21 protein-coding genes are annotated in these 21234 nt (G+C 63.2%); 17 read left to right on the top strand and 4 right to left on the bottom strand.

The features are described from left to right. Positions 1-178: 178 nt before the first annotated feature. Positions 179-1363, top strand: a complete 1185-nt coding sequence (zapE, locus tag AC3CCE_RS11400; protein WP_352626043.1) for a cell division protein ZapE — start codon at positions 179-181, stop codon at positions 1361-1363. 268 nt (positions 1364-1631) lie between these two features. Here zapE and AC3CCE_RS11395 read toward each other — a convergent pair whose 3' ends face one another. Next, on the bottom strand, positions 1632-1934 hold the full coding sequence (locus AC3CCE_RS11395) for a GNAT family N-acetyltransferase (RefSeq protein ID WP_352626042.1): 303 nt from the start codon (positions 1932-1934) through the stop codon (positions 1632-1634). A 301-nt stretch (positions 1935-2235) separates the two neighbouring features. Between AC3CCE_RS11395 and mdh the strand changes: the two genes are divergently transcribed. The 11 genes from mdh to lpdA all read left to right on the top strand — a co-directional run bounded on the left by mdh (position 2236) and on the right by lpdA (position 13958). Continuing rightward, positions 2236-3204: a malate dehydrogenase gene (gene mdh / locus AC3CCE_RS11390; RefSeq protein ID WP_023694518.1), complete on the top strand. Its 969-nt coding sequence runs from the start codon at positions 2236-2238 to the stop codon at positions 3202-3204. A gap of 19 nt (positions 3205-3223) precedes the next feature. Continuing rightward, positions 3224-4417: an ADP-forming succinate--CoA ligase subunit beta gene (sucC, locus tag AC3CCE_RS11385; protein ID WP_023687692.1), complete on the top strand. Its 1194-nt coding sequence runs from the start codon at positions 3224-3226 to the stop codon at positions 4415-4417. A 6-nt stretch (positions 4418-4423) separates the two neighbouring features. Then, positions 4424-4795, top strand: coding sequence for a cupin domain-containing protein (locus AC3CCE_RS11380; RefSeq protein WP_023670539.1), 372 nt, complete (start codon positions 4424-4426; stop codon positions 4793-4795). A gap of 2 nt (positions 4796-4797) precedes the next feature. Beyond that, positions 4798-5295: a DUF1579 family protein gene (locus tag AC3CCE_RS11375; protein ID WP_352626041.1), complete on the top strand. Its 498-nt coding sequence runs from the start codon at positions 4798-4800 to the stop codon at positions 5293-5295. Positions 5296-5307: 12 nt separating this feature from the next. Next, positions 5308-6213 carry a succinate--CoA ligase subunit alpha gene (sucD, locus tag AC3CCE_RS11370; RefSeq protein WP_352626040.1) on the top strand — a complete coding sequence of 302 codons (906 nt, stop codon included), beginning with the start codon at positions 5308-5310 and terminating at the stop codon, positions 6211-6213. A 128-nt stretch (positions 6214-6341) separates the two neighbouring features. Next, positions 6342-9329 carry a 2-oxoglutarate dehydrogenase E1 component gene (locus AC3CCE_RS11365; RefSeq protein WP_352535824.1) on the top strand — a complete coding sequence of 996 codons (2988 nt, stop codon included), beginning with the start codon at positions 6342-6344 and terminating at the stop codon, positions 9327-9329. Positions 9330-9377: 48 nt separating this feature from the next. Beyond that, positions 9378-10670 carry a 2-oxoglutarate dehydrogenase complex dihydrolipoyllysine-residue succinyltransferase gene (gene odhB / locus AC3CCE_RS11360; RefSeq protein ID WP_352626039.1) on the top strand — a complete coding sequence of 431 codons (1293 nt, stop codon included), beginning with the start codon at positions 9378-9380 and terminating at the stop codon, positions 10668-10670. Positions 10671-10680: 10 nt separating this feature from the next. Next, positions 10681-11265 carry a hypothetical protein gene (locus tag AC3CCE_RS11355; RefSeq protein ID WP_352626038.1) on the top strand — a complete coding sequence of 195 codons (585 nt, stop codon included), beginning with the start codon at positions 10681-10683 and terminating at the stop codon, positions 11263-11265. Next, on the top strand, positions 11262-11777 hold the full coding sequence (locus tag AC3CCE_RS11350; protein ID WP_352626037.1) for a hypothetical protein: 516 nt from the start codon (positions 11262-11264) through the stop codon (positions 11775-11777). Before AC3CCE_RS11355 ends, AC3CCE_RS11350 begins: the two co-directional genes overlap by 4 nt. Then, complete coding sequence (locus AC3CCE_RS11345) at positions 11774-12529, top strand: SDR family oxidoreductase (RefSeq protein ID WP_352626036.1); 756 nt, start codon at positions 11774-11776, stop codon at positions 12527-12529. Before AC3CCE_RS11350 ends, AC3CCE_RS11345 begins: the two co-directional genes overlap by 4 nt. Positions 12530-12551: 22 nt before the next feature. Next, positions 12552-13958, top strand: a complete 1407-nt coding sequence (gene lpdA, locus AC3CCE_RS11340) for a dihydrolipoyl dehydrogenase (protein WP_352626035.1) — start codon at positions 12552-12554, stop codon at positions 13956-13958. Positions 13959-14822: 864 nt separating this feature from the next. Here the strand turns inward: lpdA and AC3CCE_RS11335 are convergent. Both AC3CCE_RS11335 and AC3CCE_RS11330 read right to left on the bottom strand, forming a co-directional pair. Continuing rightward, entirely contained in the window at positions 14823-15887 is a 1065-nt protein-coding gene (locus tag AC3CCE_RS11335; RefSeq protein WP_352626034.1) for a TraB/GumN family protein, read from the bottom strand. A gap of 73 nt (positions 15888-15960) precedes the next feature. Next, complete coding sequence (locus AC3CCE_RS11330; RefSeq protein ID WP_023670529.1) at positions 15961-16899, bottom strand: tyrosine recombinase XerC; 939 nt, start codon at positions 16897-16899, stop codon at positions 15961-15963. Positions 16900-17017: 118 nt separating this feature from the next. Here AC3CCE_RS11330 and rimM point away from each other — a divergent pair, with 118 nt between their 5' ends. Together rimM and trmD are read left to right on the top strand one after the other, a co-directional pair. Next, positions 17018-17617 carry a ribosome maturation factor RimM gene (gene rimM / locus AC3CCE_RS11325; protein WP_023814767.1) on the top strand — a complete coding sequence of 200 codons (600 nt, stop codon included), beginning with the start codon at positions 17018-17020 and terminating at the stop codon, positions 17615-17617. Beyond that, positions 17614-18312: a tRNA (guanosine(37)-N1)-methyltransferase TrmD gene (trmD, locus tag AC3CCE_RS11320; protein ID WP_023670527.1), complete on the top strand. Its 699-nt coding sequence runs from the start codon at positions 17614-17616 to the stop codon at positions 18310-18312. Before rimM ends, trmD begins: the two co-directional genes overlap by 4 nt. On the opposite strand, the gene AC3CCE_RS11315 is transcribed toward trmD, so the two are convergent. After that, positions 18294-19046 (bottom strand): sulfite exporter TauE/SafE family protein, encoded by a 753-nt coding sequence (locus tag AC3CCE_RS11315; RefSeq protein ID WP_023683874.1) that lies wholly within the window; start codon positions 19044-19046, stop codon positions 18294-18296. The two genes, trmD and AC3CCE_RS11315, sit on opposite strands and share 19 nt — an antisense overlap. A 326-nt stretch (positions 19047-19372) precedes the next feature. Between AC3CCE_RS11315 and rplS the strand changes: the two genes are divergently transcribed. The 3 genes from rplS to AC3CCE_RS11300 all read left to right on the top strand — a co-directional run bounded on the left by rplS (position 19373) and on the right by AC3CCE_RS11300 (position 21010). Beyond that, the gene (gene rplS, locus AC3CCE_RS11310) at positions 19373-19933 is read left to right on the top strand and encodes a 50S ribosomal protein L19 (protein WP_023670525.1); all 561 of its coding nucleotides are present in this window, start codon (positions 19373-19375) and stop codon (positions 19931-19933) included. A gap of 154 nt (positions 19934-20087) precedes the next feature. Further along, a complete protein-coding gene (locus AC3CCE_RS11305) occupies positions 20088-20516 on the top strand; it encodes an organic hydroperoxide resistance protein (protein ID WP_023694503.1) in 429 nt (142 codons plus the stop codon). Continuing rightward, positions 20513-21010: a MarR family winged helix-turn-helix transcriptional regulator gene (locus tag AC3CCE_RS11300; RefSeq protein ID WP_352626033.1), complete on the top strand. Its 498-nt coding sequence runs from the start codon at positions 20513-20515 to the stop codon at positions 21008-21010. The genes AC3CCE_RS11305 and AC3CCE_RS11300 overlap by 4 nt, the downstream gene beginning before the upstream one ends. Positions 21011-21234 lie beyond the last annotated feature (224 nt).

Genomic DNA, 21234 nt, shown 5'->3' with positions numbered 1-21234 from the left:
TATGCTGATATTCAGGTGAGGCCGGCCTGCGAACGGCGGCTTCCTGCGCTTCCGGTGCGTACTTAAGTACGCTCCGCTCCGGTTCTCAGGAGCCACCATTCTCGGCTCGGCCTGACCTGAACCGCAACACACCCTGATCTTTCCTGGAGCAATCCGCTCAAAGTAAGCGACGTGACCGATGCATCTGCGTGACGGCCTCCAGACCCATGCGACCGTCAGGCAGCGCTACGACCATCTGGTCGCAACCGGCGCCATCGAGCGCGATCCTGCGCAGGAGCGCATCGCCGCCGCGCTCGACCGGCTGACCGGCGAGATCTCGGTCAAGCGGCTGGCGCACAAGTCGAGCGCGCTCGGCTGGCTGTTTGCCCGCAAGCGCGAGACGCGCGAGGTCGTCAAGGGCCTCTACATTCATGGCGGCGTCGGTCGCGGCAAGACCATGCTGATGGATATGTTCTTCGAGCTGTTGCCGGTCAGGCGCAAGCGCCGCGTTCATTTCAACGACTTCATGGCCGATGTGCAGGACCGCATCCAGAAGCACCGGCAGGCGCGCAAGAACGGCGACGTCAAGGAGGACGACCCGATCCCGCCGGTCGCGCTTCAGCTTGCCGAACAGGCCTGGGTGCTGTGCTTCGATGAGTTTTCGGTCACCGACATTGCCGATGCGATGGTCCTGTCGCGGCTGTTTTCGGCGCTGTTCGCCAATGGCGTGGTTCTGGTCGCCACCTCGAATGTCGCGCCGCAGGACCTTTATCGCGACGGGCTGAACCGCCAGCTTTTCCTGCCCTTCATCAGCATTCTCGAGCGCCACGCCCATGTGCTGACGCTTGATGCCGACAAGGACTACAGGCTGGAAAAGCTCGCCCGCACGCCGGTTTATGTCACCCCGGCGGATGCCGAAGCCGATCGTATGCTCGACGAAGCCTGGCAGGCGATGACGCACGGGGCGGCAACGGCCGAGACCGCGCTGACGCTCAAGGGGCGGCAGGTGAGAATACCGGCTGCTTCCGGCAATGCGGCGCGGTTTTCCTTCGCCGATCTCTGCGAAAAGCCGCTCGGCGCGCGCGATTTTCTGGCGATTGCCGGCCGCTTCTCGACCGTCTTCATCGATCACGTGCCGGTGCTGGGCGAAGGCAAGCGCAACGAGGCCAAGCGCTTCATCCTCCTGATAGACACGCTCTACGATCATCACACGCGGCTGGTGGTAAGCGCCGATGCCTCGCCCCCTGAGCTCTATACGGCCAGGCGCGGCAACGAGGTGTTCGAATTCGAGCGCACGGCCTCGCGGCTGATCGAAATGCAGAGCCGCGACTGGCTGGAGGACTGGGCGGAACGGCAAAAGGCGAAGGCGGAAGTGCAGGTCTGAGGGTTCGAAGAGGTAATATGTAGTGATCCTTCGCGCCCCCCTCTGTCCTGCCAGACATCTCCCCCACACGGGGGGAGATTGGCGGTTTCGGCGCTCCGCTCATTCCTGCGGCCATTGGAGATTGGCGAAAGGTCGCGTGACGTCCGATCTCCCCCCTCGTGGGGGAGATGCCTGGCAAGGCAGAGGGGGGCGCTGTCCCGCCGACGCCTAAAGGTCATACGCATACATTACAAACGCCTCCGCCTGCCCATGCTCCTCCCTGCGTTTTTCATAAAGCCCGCGCGATGGAACATTGTCCGGCTCGGTTCCAACACAGCCTTCGCCGCAACCTTTGCTCGCGGCCGAGCGCGAACATCGCGTCGAGCATTTTTCGCGCGATGCCTTGGCGCTGGTAGGCGGGTGAGACGCCGACTTCGTCGATGTAGAGTCCGTTGACCTTGTCGGGATGGCGGTGGATGATTGTGGGGCATTGGTCGACGACGCCGTCGGCCAATGCCACGATCATGAGATGACCTGATGATGAGGCGAGGTAGGCAGCAAGCCTGTCTGCCCGGACCGGCTCGTCGAACACGTCCTCGGGCGATGCGCTTCACAAGGGCGTCATCGCCTGGATATAGTCTTCTGATTTCCACGCTCATTGTGTAAAATCTCCCAAGCTGGCCTACAAACTTTGACGTTTACGTAAGTCCCAATGTTTCTAACCGATTGAAATCATTCACTCGAAAATAATCGATTGAATATATTTTCCACCGGGGCTACTGGATGCGGCGAAATCTAGCTGAGACCATAGCATTCCGGCCTCTTCCTCGACGCCGTCAACAGATCGCCAGGGATTTTGGGCGTCGTCACAGACAAAGGGAAAATTTCCTCACATGGCACGCAACAAGATAGCGCTCATCGGCTCCGGCATGATCGGCGGCACGCTCGCTCACATGATCGGCCTCAAGGACCTCGGCGACGTGGTGCTGTTCGATATTGCCGAGGGCATCCCGCAAGGCAAGGGGCTCGATATCGCGCAGTCTTCGCCGGTCGATGGTTTTGACTCCCGGCTGACCGGCGTCAATGATTATGCCGGGATCGAGGGCGCCGATGTCTGCATCGTCACTGCCGGCGTGCCGCGCAAGCCGGGTATGAGCCGCGACGATCTGCTCGGCATCAACCTCAAGGTCATGGAACAGGTCGGCGCCGGCCTGAAGAAATATGCACCCAAGGCCTTCGTCATCTGCATCACCAACCCGCTCGACGCCATGGTCTGGGCGCTGCAGAAGTTTTCGGGCCTGCCCAAGACCCATGTCGTCGGCATGGCCGGCGTGCTCGACAGCGCGCGCTTCCGCTATTTCCTAGCCGAGGAATTCAAGGTCTCGGTCGAGGACGTTACCGCCTTCGTGCTTGGCGGCCACGGCGATTCCATGGTGCCGATGATCCGCTATTCCACGGTGTCGGGCATTCCGCTGCCCGACCTGATCAAGATGGGTTGGACCTCGAAGGAAAAGCTCGACCAGATCGTGCAGCGTACCCGCGATGGCGGCGCCGAGATCGTCGGCCTCTTGAAGACCGGCTCGGCCTACTATGCGCCGGCCGCCTCCGCCATCGCGATGGCGGAATCCTATCTCAAGGACAAGAAGCGTGTGCTGCCTTGTGCGGCGCATCTCTCGGGTCAGTATGGCGTCAAGGGCACCTATGTCGGCGTTCCCGTGGTCATCGGCGCCGGCGGCGTCGAGCGCATCATCGAGATCGACCTCAACAAGGCCGAGCAGAAGATGTTCGACGCTTCGGTGGCGACGGTGCAGGGCCTGACCGAGGCCTGCGTCAAGATCGCCCCGCATCTCGCCTCGAAATAATCCTCCGGAGACCATCCAGATGAACATCCATGAATATCAAGGCAAGGCGCTGCTGAAGAGCTTTGGCGCGCCGGTGGCCGAAGGCGTGCCGGTGTTCAAGGCAAGCGAAGCGGAAGCCGCGGCACAAGCGCTTCCCGGTCCGCTCTATGTGGTGAAGAGCCAAATCCATGCCGGCGGCCGCGGCAAGGGGAAGTTCAAGGAACTGTCGCCCGACGCAAAGGGCGGCGTGCGGCTGGCTAAGTCGGTTGCCGAAGTCGTTGCCAACGCCAATGAGATGCTCGGCCACACGCTGGTGACCAAGCAGACCGGCCCCGCCGGCAAGCAGGTCAACCGCCTCTATATCGAGGACGGCGCCGACATCGATCGCGAGCTTTATCTGTCGATCCTGGTCGACCGCTCGGTCGGCCGCATCGCTTTCGTCGTCTCGACCGAGGGCGGCATGGACATTGAAGGCGTCGCCCACGACACACCGGAAAAGATCATCACCCGCGCCATCGATCCGCTGGCCGGCGTGACGACCATCGACGTCGACATATTGGTGGAAGCGCTGGGCCTCACCGGCGATGCCGCCAAGGATGCCGGCACGCTGTTCCCGATCCTCTACAAGGCCTTTGTCGAGAAGGACATGAGCCTGCTCGAGGTCAACCCGCTGATCGTGATGAAAAATGGCCGCCTGCGCGTGCTGGACGCCAAGGTGTCGTTCGACAACAACGCGCTGTTTCGCCACCCCGAACTGATGGAATTGCGCGACACCACCGAAGAGGACGAGAAGGAGATCGAGGCGTCGAAATACGACCTCGCCTATGTCGCGCTCGACGGCAATATCGGCTGCATGGTCAATGGCGCCGGCCTCGCGATGGCGACGATGGACATCATCAAGCTCTACGGCGCCGAGCCCGCCAACTTCCTCGATGTCGGCGGCGGCGCGTCGAAGGAGAAGGTGACGGCGGCGTTCAAGATCATCACTCGGGATCCGGCGGTCAAAGGCATCTTGATCAACATCTTCGGCGGCATCATGAAGTGCGACATCATTGCCGAGGGCGTGATTGCCGCGGTCAAGGAAGTCGGCCTGGAAGTGCCGCTGGTGGTGCGCCTCGAAGGCACCAATGCCGAACTCGGCAAGAAGATCATCAACGACAGCGGCCTCAACGTGGTGTCGGCGGACGATCTCGACGACGCAGCCAAGAAGATCGTGGCGGCGGTGAAGGGCTGAAGGCGAATGCCTCCGCGCAAGATAAACCTGGTCGAGGCGGCGGATCGAACGATCACCAAGGTCTTCGATCCGCATATCGCCGGCGACGTCAATGACAGCCAGGCGAAGGTCGCCAAGTTCGGCGAGACCTTCGACTGGCATGCACATGAGCATGAGGACGAGGCCTTTCTCGTGCTGCGCGGACGCATCGCCATCGATTTTCGCGACGGTCCGGTCGAGCTCGGCGAGGGCGACTTCATCGTCGTGCCAAGGGGTGTCGAGCACCGGCCGCGGTCGCTGACCGCCGAGCCCGTGGTGCTGATGTTCGAGCCGGCAACGACACTCAACACCGGCAATGCCAAGAGCGACCTCACCGTCACCGACCTGAAGCGGCTCTGACCATGAACGCGGCTTCCTTTTCCTCGCTCTCGGCCGATCACCAGCGCCTGCAGGCGCTGGTCGGCGCGTGGCGCGGCGAGGAAGAGGTGGCGGAAACGCAATGGGCCGATGGCGGCACGGCGACGTCGGAGGTGCCGGCGGAGGCGCAGTTCGGCGGCCTGTTCGTGGTGCAGCGCTATCGCCAGCGCCGCGACGGCACGGTCTCGTTCGGGTCGCACTCAGTGTTCGGCTTCGACCAGCCAAACAGCCTCGTCACCATGCATCAGTTCGATTCCATGGGTTTTATGCCGGCCTCGCCGGCCACAGGTGCATGGAACGGCGCAGAACTGATTCTGGAGCGGTCATCGCCGCGCGGCTCAGCGCGCGTGACGTATATTTTCGACACTCCCGATGCCTACCGGATGCGACTGCATTTCAAACCTGCCGGCAGCGACAGCTGGCAAGACATGGTGAGCGGCGTCTACCGGCGCGTTTCGCCTTCCTCGATCAACGGTTTTTAGAAAAGGGCTCCGATGTCCATTCTCATCGACAAGAACACCAAGGTGCTGGTTCAGGGCCTGACCGGCAAGACCGGCACGTTCCACACCGAGCAGGCCTTGGCCTATCACGGCACCAGGATGGTCGGCGGCATCCATCCCAAGAAGGGTGGCGAGACCTGGACCGGCGCCAAGGGCGAAAACCTGCCGATCTTCGGTTCCGTTGCCGAGGGCAAGGAAAAGACCGGCGCCAATGCCTCGGTGGTCTATGTGCCGCCGGCGGGCGCCGCCGAAGCCATCCTCGAAGCCATCGAAGCCGAGATCCCGCTGATCGTCTGCATCACCGAAGGCATTCCGGTGATGGACATGGTTAGGGTCAAGGCGCGGCTCGACCGCTCGACCTCGCGGCTGATCGGCCCGAACTGCCCCGGCGTGCTCACCCCCGACGAATGCAAGATCGGTATCATGCCCGGCAACATCTTCCGCAAGGGCTCGGTCGGCGTTGTTTCGCGCTCGGGAACGCTTACCTATGAGGCAGTGTTCCAGACCACCAATGTCGGCCTCGGCCAGACCACCGCCGTCGGTATCGGCGGCGACCCCGTCAAAGGCACCGAGTTCATCGACATGCTCGAAATGTTCCTCGCCGACGACGAGACCAAGTCGATCATCATGATCGGCGAGATCGGCGGTTCGGCCGAGGAAGACGCCGCGCAGTTCCTCAAGGACGAGGCCAAGCGCGGCCGCAGGAAACCGATGGCCGGCTTCATCGCCGGGCGCACCGCGCCGGCCGGTCGCACCATGGGCCATGCGGGCGCGGTCATATCCGGCGGCAAGGGCGGCGCGGAAGACAAGATCGCGGCGATGGAATCGGCCGGCATTAAAGTATCGCTATCGCCGGCGCGTCTGGGCACGACGCTGGTCGAGGCGATCAAGGCCAAGTGAGTAGCGAGTAGTGAATAGCGAATAGGGAAAAGAGAGTAACGGCGCGACCCGGGAAAAATCCCTACTCGCTATTCGCTACTCACTATTCGCTTTTGAAAAGGAGACGGAGCCAGGCTCCGCGGACAAAAATGGCAAGACAAGATCAGGCCAACGACCAATTTTCGCTCACCTCTTTCCTGTATGGCGGCAATGCCGACTATATCGACGCGCTGTACGCCTCCTATGAGGATGATCCAGAGTCGGTAAACCCCGAATGGCAGGACTTCTTCGCCGGGCTGAAGGACGACGCCGGCGATGTGCGCAAGAACGCCAAGGGCGCTTCCTGGGCAAAGCCGTCCTGGCCGCTGCAGGCCAATGGCGAACTGGTGTCGGCGCTGGACGGCAATTGGGGCATCGTCGAGAAGCATCTGGAAAAGAAGGTCAAGGACAAGGCGGTCACCAATGGCGTCGTGCTGTCGGATGCCGACGTGCATCAGGCGACGCGCGATTCGGTGCGCGCCATCATGATGATCCGCGCCTTCCGCATGCGCGGCCATCTGCACGCCAATCTCGACCCGCTCGGCATCGCCAAGCCGCTTGAGGACTATAACGAGCTGTCGCCGGAAAATTACGGTTTTACCGCAGCCGACTACGACCGGCCGATCTTCCTCGACAATGTGCTCGGCCTCGAATTCGGCACCATCCGGCAGATGCTGGAGATCCTGACCCGCACCTATTGCTCGACGCTCGGTGTCGAGTTCATGCACATTTCCGATCCCGAGGAGAAGGCCTGGATCCAGGCGCGCATCGAGGGTGCCGACAAGGAGATTTCCTTCACCGCTACGGGAAAAAAAGCGATCCTGCAGAAGCTGGTCGAGGCCGAAGGCTTCGAGCAGTTCATCGATGTCAAGTACAAGGGTACCAAGCGCTTCGGCCTCGATGGCAGCGAAGGCCTGATCCCGGCGCTGGAGCAGATCATCAAGCGCGGCGGCCAGCTCGGCATGAAGGAGATCGTGCTCGGCATGGCGCATCGCGGCCGGCTGAACGTGCTGTCCCAGGTGATGGCCAAACCGCATCGCGCCATCTTCCACGAATTCAAGGGCGGCTCGGCCGCTCCTGACGAGGTCGAGGGCTCGGGCGACGTCAAGTACCATCTCGGCGCCTCGTCGGACCGCGAATTCGACGGCAACAAGGTGCATCTGTCGCTGACCGCCAATCCTTCGCATCTGGAAATCGTCGATCCGGTTGTGATGGGCAAGGCGCGCGCCAAGCAGGACTATCTGTTCGGCCGCAGCCGCGAGGAGATCGTGCCGCTGGAAGAGCGCGCCAAGGTGCTGCCGCTGCTTCTGCATGGCGACGCCGCCTTTGCTGGCCAGGGCGTAATCGCGGAAATTCTCGGCCTGTCGGGCCTGCGCGGCCACCGCGTCGCCGGCACGCTGCATTTCATCATCAACAACCAGATCGGCTTCACCACCAATCCGCGCTTCTCGCGCTCGTCGCCCTATCCGTCCGACGTCGCCAAGATGATCGAGGCGCCGATCTTCCACGTCAATGGCGACGACCCGGAAGCGGTGGTGCATGCCACGAAGGTGGCGATCGAATTTCGCATGAAGTTCCACAAGCCGGTGGTGGTGGACATGTTCTGCTATCGCCGCTTCGGCCACAATGAGGGTGACGAGCCGGCTTTCACCCAGCCGATCATGTACGCCAACATCCGCAACCACAAGACGACGGTGCAGATCTATGGCGAGCGGCTGATCGCCGAGGGCCATATCAGCCAGGCCGAACTCGACAAGATGAAGGCCGACTGGCGCGCCCATCTGGAGTCCGAATGGGAAGTCGGCCAGCACTACAAGCCCAACAAGGCCGACTGGCTGGACGGCGCCTGGTCTGGTCTGCGCACCGCCGACAACCAGGACGAACAGCGCCGCGGCAAGACCGCCGTGCCGGTCAAGGTGCTGAAGGACATCGGCAAGAAACTGACCGAGGTGCCGAAAGGTTTCGAGGCGCACAAGACCATCATCCGCTTCCTCGAAAACCGCCGCCAGGCGATCGACTCCGGCGAAGGCATCGACTGGTCGACGGCCGAGGCGCTGGCCTTCGGCGCCATCCTGCTCGACGGCAATCCGATCCGGCTCTCCGGCCAGGATTCAGAACGCGGCACCTTCTCGCAGCGCCATTCCGTGCTCTACGACCAGAAGGACGAGACCCGCTACATCCCGCTCAACAATCTGTCGGCGGCACAGGCCGGCTACGAAGTCATCAACTCGATGCTGTCGGAAGAGGCGGTGCTTGGCTTCGAATATGGCTACAGCCTGGCCGAGCCGAAGGCGCTGACGCTCTGGGAAGCGCAGTTCGGCGATTTCGCCAACGGCGCCCAGGTGGTGTTCGACCAGTTCATCTCGTCGGGCGAGCGCAAGTGGCTCAGAATGTCAGGCCTGGTATGCCTGCTGCCGCATGGCTATGAAGGCCAGGGTCCGGAGCATTCTTCGGCCCGGCTCGAGCGCTTTCTGCAGCTTTGCGCCGAAGACAATATGCAAGTCGCCAACTGCACCACGCCGGCCAACTACTTCCACATATTGCGCCGGCAGCTGAAGCGCGACTTCCGCAAGCCGCTGATCCTGATGACGCCGAAATCGCTGCTGCGCCACAAGCGGGCAGTGTCGACGCTGCCGGAGATTTCGGGCGAAAGCTCGTTCCACCGGCTTTTGTGGGACGATGCCCAGCTGCTGCAGAACCAGACGATCAAGCTCACCAAGGATTCCAAGGTCCGCCGCGTCGTGCTGTGCTCGGGCAAGGTCTATTATGACCTCTACGAGGAACGCGAGAAGCGCGGCATCAACGACATCTATCTCTTGCGCGTCGAACAGCTCTATCCGTTCCCGGCCAAGGCGCTGATCACCGAACTGTCGCGCTTCCGCAATGCCGAGATGGTGTGGTGCCAGGAGGAACCCAAGAATATGGGCGCCTGGTCGTTCATCGATCCGTATCTGGAATGGGTGCTGGCGCATATCGACGCCAAGCACCAGCGGGTGCGCTATACCGGACGTCCTGCGGCGGCATCGCCGGCGACCGGCTTGATGTCGAAGCATTTGGCGCAGCTCGCCGCCCTGCTCGAAGACGCGCTCGGCGAATAGAACAAACCCGGCGAATAGAACAGACAGAGAAGAAACGGAACAGGCACAATGGCTACCGAAATCCGCGTTCCCACTCTCGGCGAATCCGTCACCGAGGCGACCATCGGCAAGTGGTTCAAGAAGGTCGGCGATGCCATTGCCGTCGACGAGCCGCTGGTCGAGCTCGAAACCGACAAGGTGACGGTGGAGGTGCCTGCCGCCGCCGCCGGCACGCTGGGCGAGATCACCGCCAAGGAAGGCGAGACCGTCGGCGTCGGCGCGTTGCTGGGTTCGATCTCGGCAGGCGTCGCCACGGCCGCCCCGGCGTCCAAGCAGGAGACCAAGCCGCAAGCTGTGTCGCAGGCGTCGAGCCCCGACGCGGCACATACGACCAAGCAGGCCGCGGCCGAGACCGCCAAGATTGCCGGCGATGCCGGGCCGGTCGAGCCGCGCGCCATGCCGCCGGCGCCAGCTGCCGCAAAGCTGATCGCCGAGAACAATCTGTCGGTCGACCAGGTTTCTGGCTCGGGCAAGCGCGGCCAGGTGCTGAAGGGCGATGTGCTCGACGCGATTTCCAAGGGCGCGCCGTCGCAGCCGGCCGAAATTCCGAAGGCCGCACCGGCTCCGGTCGCCGTGCGTGCGCCGTCCTCGGGCGACGATGCGTCGCGCGAGGAGCGCGTGCGCATGACCAAGCTGCGCCAGACCATTGCGCGCCGGCTGAAGGAAGCGCAGTCGACCGCCGCCATGCTGACCACCTTCAACGAGGTCGACATGTCGGCGGTGATGGCGCTCAGGACCAAGTACAAGGACATCTTCGAGAAGAAGCACGGCGTGAAGCTCGGCTTCATGGGCTTCTTCACCAAGGCCGTCACCCACGCCTTGAAGGAGATCCCCTCGGTCAATGCCGAGATCGACGGCACCGACATCATCTTCAAGAACTATGCCCATATCGGCGTCGCCGTCGGCACCGAAAAGGGCCTCGTCGTGCCGGTGGTGCGCGACGCCGATCAGATGTCGATTGCCGAAATAGAGAAGGATATCGGCCGGCTGGGCATCGCCGCACGCGACGGCAAGCTGTCGGTCGCCGACATGCAAGGCGGCACGTTCACGATTTCCAACGGTGGCGTCTACGGTTCGCTGATGTCGACGCCGATCCTCAATGCGCCGCAGTCGGGCATTCTTGGCATGCACAAGATCCAGGACCGGCCCGTCGTGGTCGGCGGCCAGATCGTGATTCGGCCGATGATGTACCTGGCGCTCAGCTACGATCACCGCATCGTCGACGGCAAGGAAGCGGTGACCTTCCTGGTCCGCGTCAAGGATAGCCTGGAGGATCCCGAACGGCTGGTGCTCGATCTATGAGTGATCCGGGATGGCCGAGCCCGCCCAGCCGATCGATCTGTTCGAACTCCTGACGACTGGCCGCGCGGGTCCTCTCGAACTCGGCAAAAGCAGCCGTGAGGCGGTTCGACAACTGATCGACGCGGAGGATGTGCGGGCGGACGGTCATTATCGCCACGGGGACACGGAGTCCGCGTGGTGTATCTATGGCGCCAATTGCGAATTCTTCTTCAGCCCCGATTTTCGCTTGCGATCGATCAGCGTCGAGCCTTCCAAGACCGCCTTGGCACTCAATGGCATGATGGCGACCTGGCGCGGCGATTTCGAACTCAATCTGGGAAGACATCCAACCATTCTGGCTGGCAACGACCCGATTGCATTTCACGCGTTGCCGAAAGCGCTGCAGGTCCTGAACAAGCCTGAGTTCAATTGGACAATCGGTGGCGGCGATGAGCGCGACATCTATATCGAACTGTCGGAAGGCTCCCGCTATTTGACCCTCAAGTATGAGATCAACACCATTCCGGTGGACGGGGATGCGAAAATTGTCTTTGAGATAGATTACTTTCTAGCAGCGGTCTTCCTTGTCGACCGGGATGTTCAGGGCGACGAATGACAATCCGGTCCTTCCGCATTTCGCAGCGTGTTCTGGCCCTGTCGCTAGCAGCAGCGGTGGCGACGCCGATCCCCGCACACGCCGCCTGCCCTCTGGCGCTTGCCGTTTATGGCGATGCCGAGAGCGATGCCGGAATCGATTTTCGGCCGACGATGGGTGCGGCCACCGTCACCAATACCTTCAAGATGGTGCTCGACAAGGGCATCGTGCTCGACGGCATTGTGATGTGGACCTCCGGTGTTTCGCGACCGCATGGCTCGCTGATGTACAAATGCCCGACCGGCGACGTCACCGGCGACGAGCTTGCCGGCTGCACGGTCTGGCAGGGCGTGGTCTACAGCGCCGACGACAAGGGCAATATTGCGCTGCTGGCGGCCGAAAGCACGGACGCGCCGCAGAGCCTGATTTTCCCCGATCTCGGCCCGTCGCTGCAGATGTCGTCGGCCTTCGGTCCGAAAGGCTTCTCGAAACTGCCGTGGGATGTGTTTCTGCTGAAGGGCTGCCAGGAATGAGTGCATCGCAAAAAGTGCTTCTGGTCACCGGCGGCAGCCGCGGCATTGGTGCCGCCACTTGCCGGCTTGCGGCGAAGGCCTGCTACCGCGTCGCGGTCAACTATGCTTCGAACGAGGCTGCCGCTGATGCGCTGGTTGCCGAAATCGAGTCAGCGGGCGGTGAAGCCTTTGCGGTCAAGGGTGACGTCGGCAACGAAGCCGACATCGTGGCAATGTTCGAAGCGGTCGACCGCCGCTTCGGTCGGCTCGACGCCCTGGTCAACAATGCCGGAATCGTCGACGTCAAGGCGCGTGTCGACGAGATGAGCCTGGCGCGGCTGGAGCGCATGATGCGCATCAATGTCATCGGCTCGTTTCTGTGCGCCCGCGAAGCGGTGCGGCGCATGTCGAGCAAGCATGGCGGCCAGGGCGGCGCCATAGTCAACATCTCGTCGGCTGCGTCGCTACACGGCTCGCCCGGCGAATATGTCGACTATGCCGCGTCCAAGGCGGCGATCGACACCTTCACGCTCGGACTGGCGCGCGAAGTCGCGACCGAAGGCGTGCGGGTCAATGCGATACGGCCGGGCATCATCGACACCGAGATCCACGCTTCGGGCGGCCAGCCGGACCGGGTCGAGCGGTTCCGCGACATGCTGCCGATGAAACGAGCCGGCACGGCGGATGAAGTCGCGCATGCCGTTCTCTATCTTTTGTCGGATGAAGCGTCCTACACGACGGGCGCAATCCTGAATGTAAGCGGCGGCCGCTGAGCCCCAAGCTAGGGAAACGAACATGGCTTATGATGTCGTTATCATCGGGTCGGGACCGGGCGGCTATGTCTGTGCCATCAAGGCGGCACAGCTCGGGCTCAAGATCGCGGTGGTCGAGAAGAACGCCACTTTCGGCGGCACCTGCCTGAACATCGGCTGCATTCCATCCAAGGCGCTGCTTTACGCATCGGAAATGTTTGCCGAGGCCGGCCATTCCTTCGATGCGCTGGGTGTCGAGATACCGGCGCCGAAACTCAATCTGAAGAAGATGATGGCGCACAAGGACGCGACCGTTTCGGCCAACGTCAATGGCGTCGCCTTCCTGTTCAAGAAAAACAAGATCGATAGTTTCCGTGGCACCGGGAAGGTGGTTGCGGCCGGCAAGGTGTCGGTGACGGCCGAGGACGGCAAGGTCGAGGAGATCGAGACGAAAAATATCGTTATTGCCACGGGCTCCGATGTCGCCGGCATTCCCGGCGTCAAGGTCGACATAGACGAGAAGGTGATCGTGTCGTCGACCGGCGCGCTGTCGCTGGAGAAGGTGCCGGGACATCTGGTGGTTGTCGGCGGTGGGGTCATCGGTCTGGAGCTCGGCTCGGTATGGGCACGGCTCGGCGCCAAGGTCACCGTGGTCGAATTCCTCGACGCCATCCTGGGCGGCATGGACGGCGAGGTCTCCAAGCAGTTCCAGCGCCTGCTTTCCAAGCAGGGTTTCGAGTTCAAGCTCGGCGCCAAGGTGACAGGGGTGACCAAGGCCAAAAAGGGCGCCGCCGTTACGTTCGAGCCGGTCAAGGGTGGTGCGGCCGAGACCATCGAGGCCGACGCGGTGCTGATCTCGACCGGACGCCGGGCCTATTCCGACAGCCTCGGGTTGAAAGAAGCCGGCGTCGAGGTCGACGAGCGCGGCCGGGTCAAGACCGACGGGCATCTCAGGACCAACGTAGCCGGCATCTACGCCATTGGCGACGTCATCGCCGGGCCGATGCTGGCGCACAAGGCCGAGGATGAAGGCGTGGCGGTGGCCGAGACCATTGCCGGCCAGGCCGGCCACGTGAATTACGACGTCATTCCGAGCGTCGTCTACACCAGCCCGGAAATCGCTTCGGTCGGCAAGACAGAGGAAGAGCTGAGGAAGGCCGGCATCGACTACAAGATGGGCAAATTCCCGTTCACCGCCAACGGCCGCGCGCGCGCCATGCTGCACACAGACGGCTTCGTGAAGATCCTCGCCGACAAAGCCAGCGACCGCGTGCTCGGCGTCCACATTGTCGGCTTCGGCGCCGGCGAGATGATCCATGAGGCGGCGGTGCTGATGGAGTTCGGCGGCTCTTCCGAAGACCTCGCCCGCACCTGCCACGCGCATCCGACAATGTCGGAAGCGGTGAAGGAAGCAGCGCTGGCGACGTTCTTCAAGCCGATCCATATTTAAGGAAACGCTGGAGGGACAGCACCCCCCCCTCTGGCCTCCCTCTGGCCTGCCGGCAATCTCCCCCTCAAGCAAGGGGGGAGATTGGACTTCACCGCCGCGTCGCGAGCTTTCAAGTTTCTCACGTTTCTAACCTGGCGCTGTTCGTGAACTGCCGATCTCCCCTCTCGAGGGGGAGATGTCCGGCAGGACAGAGGGGGCGGTGAAGAATCGCGACGCTCGCCGATAGGTGCCCCAAACAAAACGGCCCGCTTTTCAGCAGGCCGTTCTTGGCTGGAACAAGATGCCAGATCAGTTGGCCAGATTACGGGCTCGGCGCCGGAGCAGGCGCGGGTGCCGGGGCTGGCGCAGGAGCCGGTGCGGGAGCAGGGGCTGGTGCGGGAGCCGGTTCGGCGGGCTTCATCGGCTCAGCCGGTGCAGGTGCGGGCGCCGGTGTGCTGGCTGCCGGCGGCTCTGCGGGTGCAGGATGTTCGCCGCTTCTGCCGAAAACATAGTACGCGACAATCGCAAGGATGACGACGACCAGCGCAATCAGCCAGCCGCTGCCACCACCCGACCTGGGCGCTGGATCGTTAGGGTTCGCCATAAAAGTGTCCTCCGTGGATGAAAAGCATCAATCAACACCCCTCAACGCGCAACCGTTGAACGGGTTCATACTAGGCCTTCAAATTGACGAACGCAGGAAAATTCTGATTCGCAACAGCTTGTTGGCCTGTATTTCCCCCGCAAAATCAATCACGAACGAGGTAGAACGAGCTTAGCTGGCCTTTTCCGCCAAAAATAGGGCCAACCGCCTCCGCATTGCGAATCAGTTGCGCACCGCACAGAGCCGGGCTTACGTGATTCGGTATTCAAGACGGGCGCTGCTCAGTTGACGGCGGTGACGGTATAGCCGGCCTTGCGAAAGTCCTCGACCAGGCCTTCGGGGCCGGGAAGATGCATGGCGCCGACGGCCATGAAGGCATTGCCCTTGGCCAGGATCGGTGCGGCATGGTCGGCCATGACCTTGTTGCGGCCGGTGATCATCGTCCGGTCGAATTCGGCGTAACCTGCGTCGTCGTCTTCGTCGGGCGAGATCGAACGCAACAGCGGCCAGAAGGTGCCGGTGTCGCCGCGCTGGTAAAGCACGATCATGGTTTCGTTGATGTCGTTTATCTTGTCGCCGAGCTTCAGGGTCTCGACCAGCCCTTTGATGTGGAACGCAATCGGCAGCGAGGCCATGGCGTGCAGCTGGCTGGCAGCGGTCTCCAACCCTTCCACCGGCTTCCCCAAGGCCTTGGCGTCCTGCGCCAGCTTGACGTCCAGAACCGGTGCGCCGCCTGCCTGACGGGCGACCTCACAGACCGGCAGCGCGACCATGGCCGACAGCAGCCACGGCTTCATCTTGGAGACGCTCGCCGGCGGAATGCCGCGCGCATCGAGCCCTTTGTTCACCACCGCCGCATCCTCCGGCGACAACAGCGACGACAACGTCGTGTTGTCGGTGAACATCATCAGCTCGGGTTCCTTGAGCATGGCCTCCATCATCTTCTGCTTGTCGAGCACGTCGGTGGTCTCGATGATGATGGTGCCGGCAGCGCCATAGGCTTTCCTGGCTGCCGGCGGCAGAGTGGTCACGCGCGGGTCGGTCATGTGCATGGTGCCGAACAGGAAGGATGGCTTTTCGCCTGATTTCTCCAGCTTCCACAACAGGCCCTTGCCGTTCAGCGTCGCTGCTGCTTCCGTCTCGATCCTGGAATAGGTGGCGGGGTCTTCCTTCTGCAGGGCCGACAGCAGATCGGCGCCGGCGCAGGCCGGGGCTTCGGCATGCGCCCTGCCCATGGCAAGCAGCAGCACGATGAGGAAAGACAGGAAAAACAGGGCGTTGAGCGCGACGAGCAGCTTCAGCGACACAAGGGCGGCGCGGTCGGCGATGGCAAGGGCGCGTTTCATGGTGCGGTTCTAGGACTGAAAAGCGGCCAAACGGTTAACCGGCGTGGGGAAATTGTCCTGGACTTATACAGTGTCACGCGCGGGGATGGGCAGATTCGTAGATCTCGAGCAGCCTTGCCGTGTCGACGCCGGTATAGACCTGCGTCGTCGACAGGCTGGCGTGGCCGAGCAGTTCCTGGATGGTGCGCAGGTCGCCGCCGCGCCCGAGCAGATGGGTGGCGAAGGAATGGCGCAACGCGTGCGGCGTCGCGGTGTCGGGCAGGTTCAGCGCCGAGCGCAGCCTGGCCATGTCGCGCTGGACGATGGCCGGGTTGAGCGGCCCGCCGCGGGCGCCGCGAAATAGCAGGCCCTTGGGATCGAGATGGTAGGGACACAGTTTTCGGTATTCGGCGATTGCCCTGAGCGCCACCGGCAGCACCGGCACCAGCCGTGTCTTGCCACCCTTGCCGGTGACGCGCAGCACGGTGTCGGCTTCCGATGCCAGGTCGGCGGCGCTGAGGCCCAGCGCTTCGGAAATGCGCAGGCCCGATCCATAAAGCAGCGTCAGCACGGCGGCGTTGCGGGCGGCGATCCAGGGCTCTTCAGCCAGCTGGCCTTCCACCGACACGACATGTTTGGCATCGCTGGCGGTCAGCGGCTTGGGCAGCGATTTCGGCTGGCGCGGCGCGCGCAAAGCTGCTGCACCCGCGGCGTTGGCGAGGCCGCGCCGTTCGAGGAAGCGCAGCAGCGAGCGGATGCCGGCGAGGCCGCGTCCGAGCGTGCGGGCGCCGGCGCCGGCGTTGCGCCGCGCGGCAAGAAAGCCGCGCAGATCGGCCGGGCGTAAGGTTGCGATGTCGGAAATGCCGGGCGAGCCGCCGCAATGTCCGGTCAGGAAATGCAGGAACTGGCGCGTGTCGCGCTCGTAGGCCTCGACAGTCGCCGGTGACAGCCGACGCTCGCGCGCCAGCATCTTCAGCCAGCTTTCGCGCGCTGCCTGGAGGTCGGGTTTTGCCGGGATGAGAAATTCCTGCATGCCGCCATTGTCAGGCAGCCGGGTTAGGAAGCGGTGAAGAACCTGTCATTGAAATGGCCACGGGCGATCATTGAAATGACGCCGGTAGGGCGTTAGAGCAGGGCAAAGGATATCAGCCATGTCGAAGCCCCAGAACCCCGTGCAAATGGCCGTGATCGGCGCCGCCCACGGCATCAAGGGCGAATTGCGGGTGAAAACCTTCACCGGCGAGCCGCTGGCGCTGGCGGATTATGGCCCGCTCTATGCCAAGGACGGCCGCGCCTTCCAGATCATCGACATAAGGCCGGCAAACACTGTCGTCGTGGTGCGTTTCAAGGGCATTGCCGACCGCAACGCCGCCGAGGCGCTGGCCGGCACGGAGCTGTTCGTCGACCGCTCGATGCTGCCGGACGATGGCGAAGAGGACGAGTTCTACCACGCCGATCTCGTCGGGCTGGAAGTCCGCGACGACACGGATGCGGTTGTCGGCAAGGTGGTCGCGGTACACAATTTCGGCGGCGGCGACATTCTCGATGTCACGCTTGGCGGGCGCAAAGGCGTGCTGATCCCGTTCACGCAGGCCGCCGTGCCGCAGGTGGTGGTTGCCGAAGGTTTTGTCCGTGTCGATCCGGCGGCGGCCGGGCTGGTCGAGGACGAGGATGGCGAGGCGCCGCGCGAAGAAGACTTCGACGCGAAGGGCCGGCCGCGCGGGCCACGCGACGCCGGGGGCAACCGGTGACGTTCAAGGCTTCGGTGCTGACGCTCTATCCCGAGATGTTTCCGGGCGGGCTAGGCCTGTCGCTGGCCGGACGGGCGCTCGAAGTCGGGACATGGTCGCTGGAAGCTATCCAGATCCGCGACTTCGCCAGCGATCGCCATCACACCGTCGACGACACGCCGGCCGGCGGTGGCGCCGGCATGGTGATGCGCGCCGATGTGCTGGCCAAGGCGATCGACCACACCTCGCCGTCCGGCGATCCGCGGCCAAAATTGCTGATGAGCCCGCGCGGCAAGCCGTTGACGCAGGCGCGGGTGCGCGAGCTGGCCGCCGGGCCGGGCGCCGTCATCGTCTGCGGCCGCTTCGAGGGTGTAGACCAGCGATTGATCGAGGCGCGTGGGCTGGAGGAAGTCTCGATCGGCGATTTCATCCTCTCCGGTGGCGAGCCGGCAGCCCTGGTGCTGCTCGATGCCGTGGTCCGGCTGTTGCCCGGTGTGATGGGCAATGCGGTATCAGGCGAGGAAGAAAGTTTTGAGAACGGTCTGCTCGAACATCCGCATTACACGCGACCGCAGGAGTTCGAAGGCAGGCCAATCCCCGACGTGCTGGTTTCCGGCAATCACAAGAAGATCGCCGCCTGGCGCCGCGCAGAGTCCGAGAGGCTGACGAAGGAGCGGCGGCCGGATTTGCTCGCCGCTCAGCCCTTGGCAAAATAGTAGACGGCGAGAAACAGGCCGACGGCGATGACGAAGCCGCGTACTGCGTTTTGCGGCACGCGCTTGGCGATCCAGACGCCGGCATAGCCGCCGAGCGCGCCGCCGGGGATCATGACGATTGCCTGAGGCCAGGCAACAACGCCGCCGGAAACGAAGACCAGTATGGCAACGGCGGCGATGACCACGGCCAGCATGTTCTTCAGCGCGTTCAGCCGGTGATAGTCGCCGGATTGCGTCAGGCCGAGCGTCGCCAGCATCATGACGCCCATGCCGGCGCCGAAGAAGCCGCCATAGATGGCGGTAGCGAACTGCGCCAGCGAACCGGCCAGAGAGCCGACCGTGGCTTCATGCCCAGGCTTCGGCGTTGGTTTCAGCCACGGCCCGGCGGCGAACAAGGCGGTTGCGGCCAGCAGCAGCCACGGCACGAGGGCGCGGAACGACGGATTTGAGAGCGCCAGCAGGATGAGCGCACCAGCCAGCGCGCCCAAAGCCGAGATCAGGCAAAGCAGCAGCGCGCCGCGCCAGAAATGCTTGATGTCGGTCCAGTAAGCCAGCGTCGAGGTGATGTAACCGGGAAACTGCGTTACCGAGGACGTGGCGTTGGCGACGATCGGCGGCAGGCCGGCCAGCGTCATGGCGCCGAAGGTTATGAAGGTGCCGCCGCCGGCAACGGCGTTGACGGCGCCTGACAGAAAACCCGCGAGGAAGAGCAGGACTGCGTCGAAAACAGACATTGTGAGGCCGCCGGACAAGTGTGCTGCTCCCGGATTAGGAAGCTTGAAGGGCCGGCGCAACCCTGCACTGGACGATTGCGTGGTGGCATGCGACCAAAAAAGACAGGGCCAAGGCGTGACAAGTCAGTGAAATAGCTGTATGTGCCCGCCCGTACTGGCGAGAAAAATCTCCCGGACCCGTCAACAATGACGGTGTAGTCGCCCCTGCCCAATGTTTCGAAGACAAGATGTCTCGGGGACAAAGGGCATAGCCGAGCGGTCAATGGAACTGCAAGGCGAGTGTCGGACGCTCTGACTGTCGGAAGAACAAGAAGTGGACTATTGAGATGGATATCATCCGTCAGCTCGAGGCCGAACAGGCCGCCAAGATCGAAGCCAAGCGCAAGCTTCCCGAGTTTCAGCCCGGCGACACCGTGCGCGTCCAGGTCCGCGTGACCGAAGGCACCCGCACCCGCGTCCAGGCCTATGAGGGCGTCGTCATCGCCCGCGCCGGCGCCGGCTTCCAGGAAAATTTCACCGTCCGCAAGATCTCCTACGGCGAAGGCGTCGAGCGCGTTTTCCCGGTCTACTCGCCGATGGTCGAAGGCGTCGAGATCGTGCGCCGCGGCAAGGTGCGCCGCGCCAAGCTCTATTATTTGCGCGACCGTCGCGGCAAGTCGGCCCGTATTTCGGAAAACACCGGCGTGCGCGCCCGCAAGCTGAACGATGAGGAGCGCGACGCGCTGAACGCTGAGAAGGCCCGCATCGAGGCCGAGAAGATCGCCGCCGTGCAGGCGCTGGCAGCCGAGAAGGCCGCGCAGGAAGCCGCCGAGAAGAAGGCCGCCGACGAAGCCGCCAAGGCCGCCGACGAGGCTGCAAAGGCCGCGGAAGCGACCCCGGCCGAATAAGATCTCGACCAAGGATTTTGAAAAGGCGGCTTCGGCCGCCTTTTTTCGTTTCACCAGACTGTGAACGATTGCCGGCCGAGAGTTGCGCCACGGCTGTTGACTCGAATTATCTTGTACACTAAATGATCGGATACAAAGCAAATGGAGAACTGACATGGCACTCTACACCACACAGGCTCGCGTCACCGGCGGCCGCGCCGGCCACGGCGAGACCAGCGACGGCCTGCTGAAGGTCGACCTCGCTTTGCCGAAGGAGCTCGGCGGACAGGGTGGCGCCACCAATCCCGAGCAGCTGTTCGCGGTCGGCTATGCCGCCTGCTTCGAAAGCGCCATCCGCTTCGTCGCGCGCAAGCAGAAGCTGCCGCTGGACGATGCGGCGGTGAGCGCCACCGTCAGCCTGCTTCCCAATGGTGAAGGCTTCAAACTTGGTGTCGCACTGGCCGCGGAGACCAAAGGCCTTGATCAGGCGGCGGCGGAAGCGCTTGTATCGGCAGCGCATCAGATTTGCCCCTATTCCAATGCGATCAAAGGCAATATCGAGGTGGCGCTTTCGACCGTGGCGCTTCCGGCAAAGGCAGCATGACGACGAAGACCGAAACCAGGGCCAGCGGAGTCCCGGCGGACACCGCCGGGAGGATCGCCGTTCCGCGCCTCGACCAGCAGCTCTGCTTCGCGCTCTATTCGGCGAGCGGGCTGATGACCAAGCTCTATCGGCCGCTGCTTGACCCGCTCGGCCTGACCTATCCGCAATATTTGGCGATGCTGGCGCTGTGGCAGCATGCGCCGAGCACGGTCGGCGAACTCGGCGAGGCGCTGGGGCTGGATTCGGCGACATTGACGCCTCTGCTCAAGCGGATGGAAGCGGCTGGTCTCGTCACCCGCCGTCGCGATCCGGCCGACGAGCGCCGCGTGCTGGTCGAACCGACTGCCAAGGGCCAGGCGCTGCGCGCCCGCATCAAGGACGTATCCGCAGGCCTTGCCTGCGCCATGCCGCTGGAAGTCGAGGAGCTGAAGTCGCTGCACCGGACCTTGACCGGATTTGTCGCCAAGCTGCGTGAGGCTACGTCACCATCCTGATCCGTCATCTGACGGGTTCCCGTGTCCAGGAGGGGCCTGGTTTGCCGGCGGCGCAATCACGGAATAAATTCCGACCACGGGGCGTTCTAAAACCGCGTTGGTTGAAGGCATTGGAATCCGCTTTCACCGGACGCTGAGCACCGGACCGGCTTGCAAGCCGTCTGCGGACGGCTAAAGTCGCGCCTGGATTTTCATGCGAGCCCGGCTGCAAGCGGGCTTCTCAT

The organism is Mesorhizobium sp. P160187 (assembly GCF_057766425.1).
This window is presented reverse-complemented; position numbering and strand designations above follow the sequence as displayed.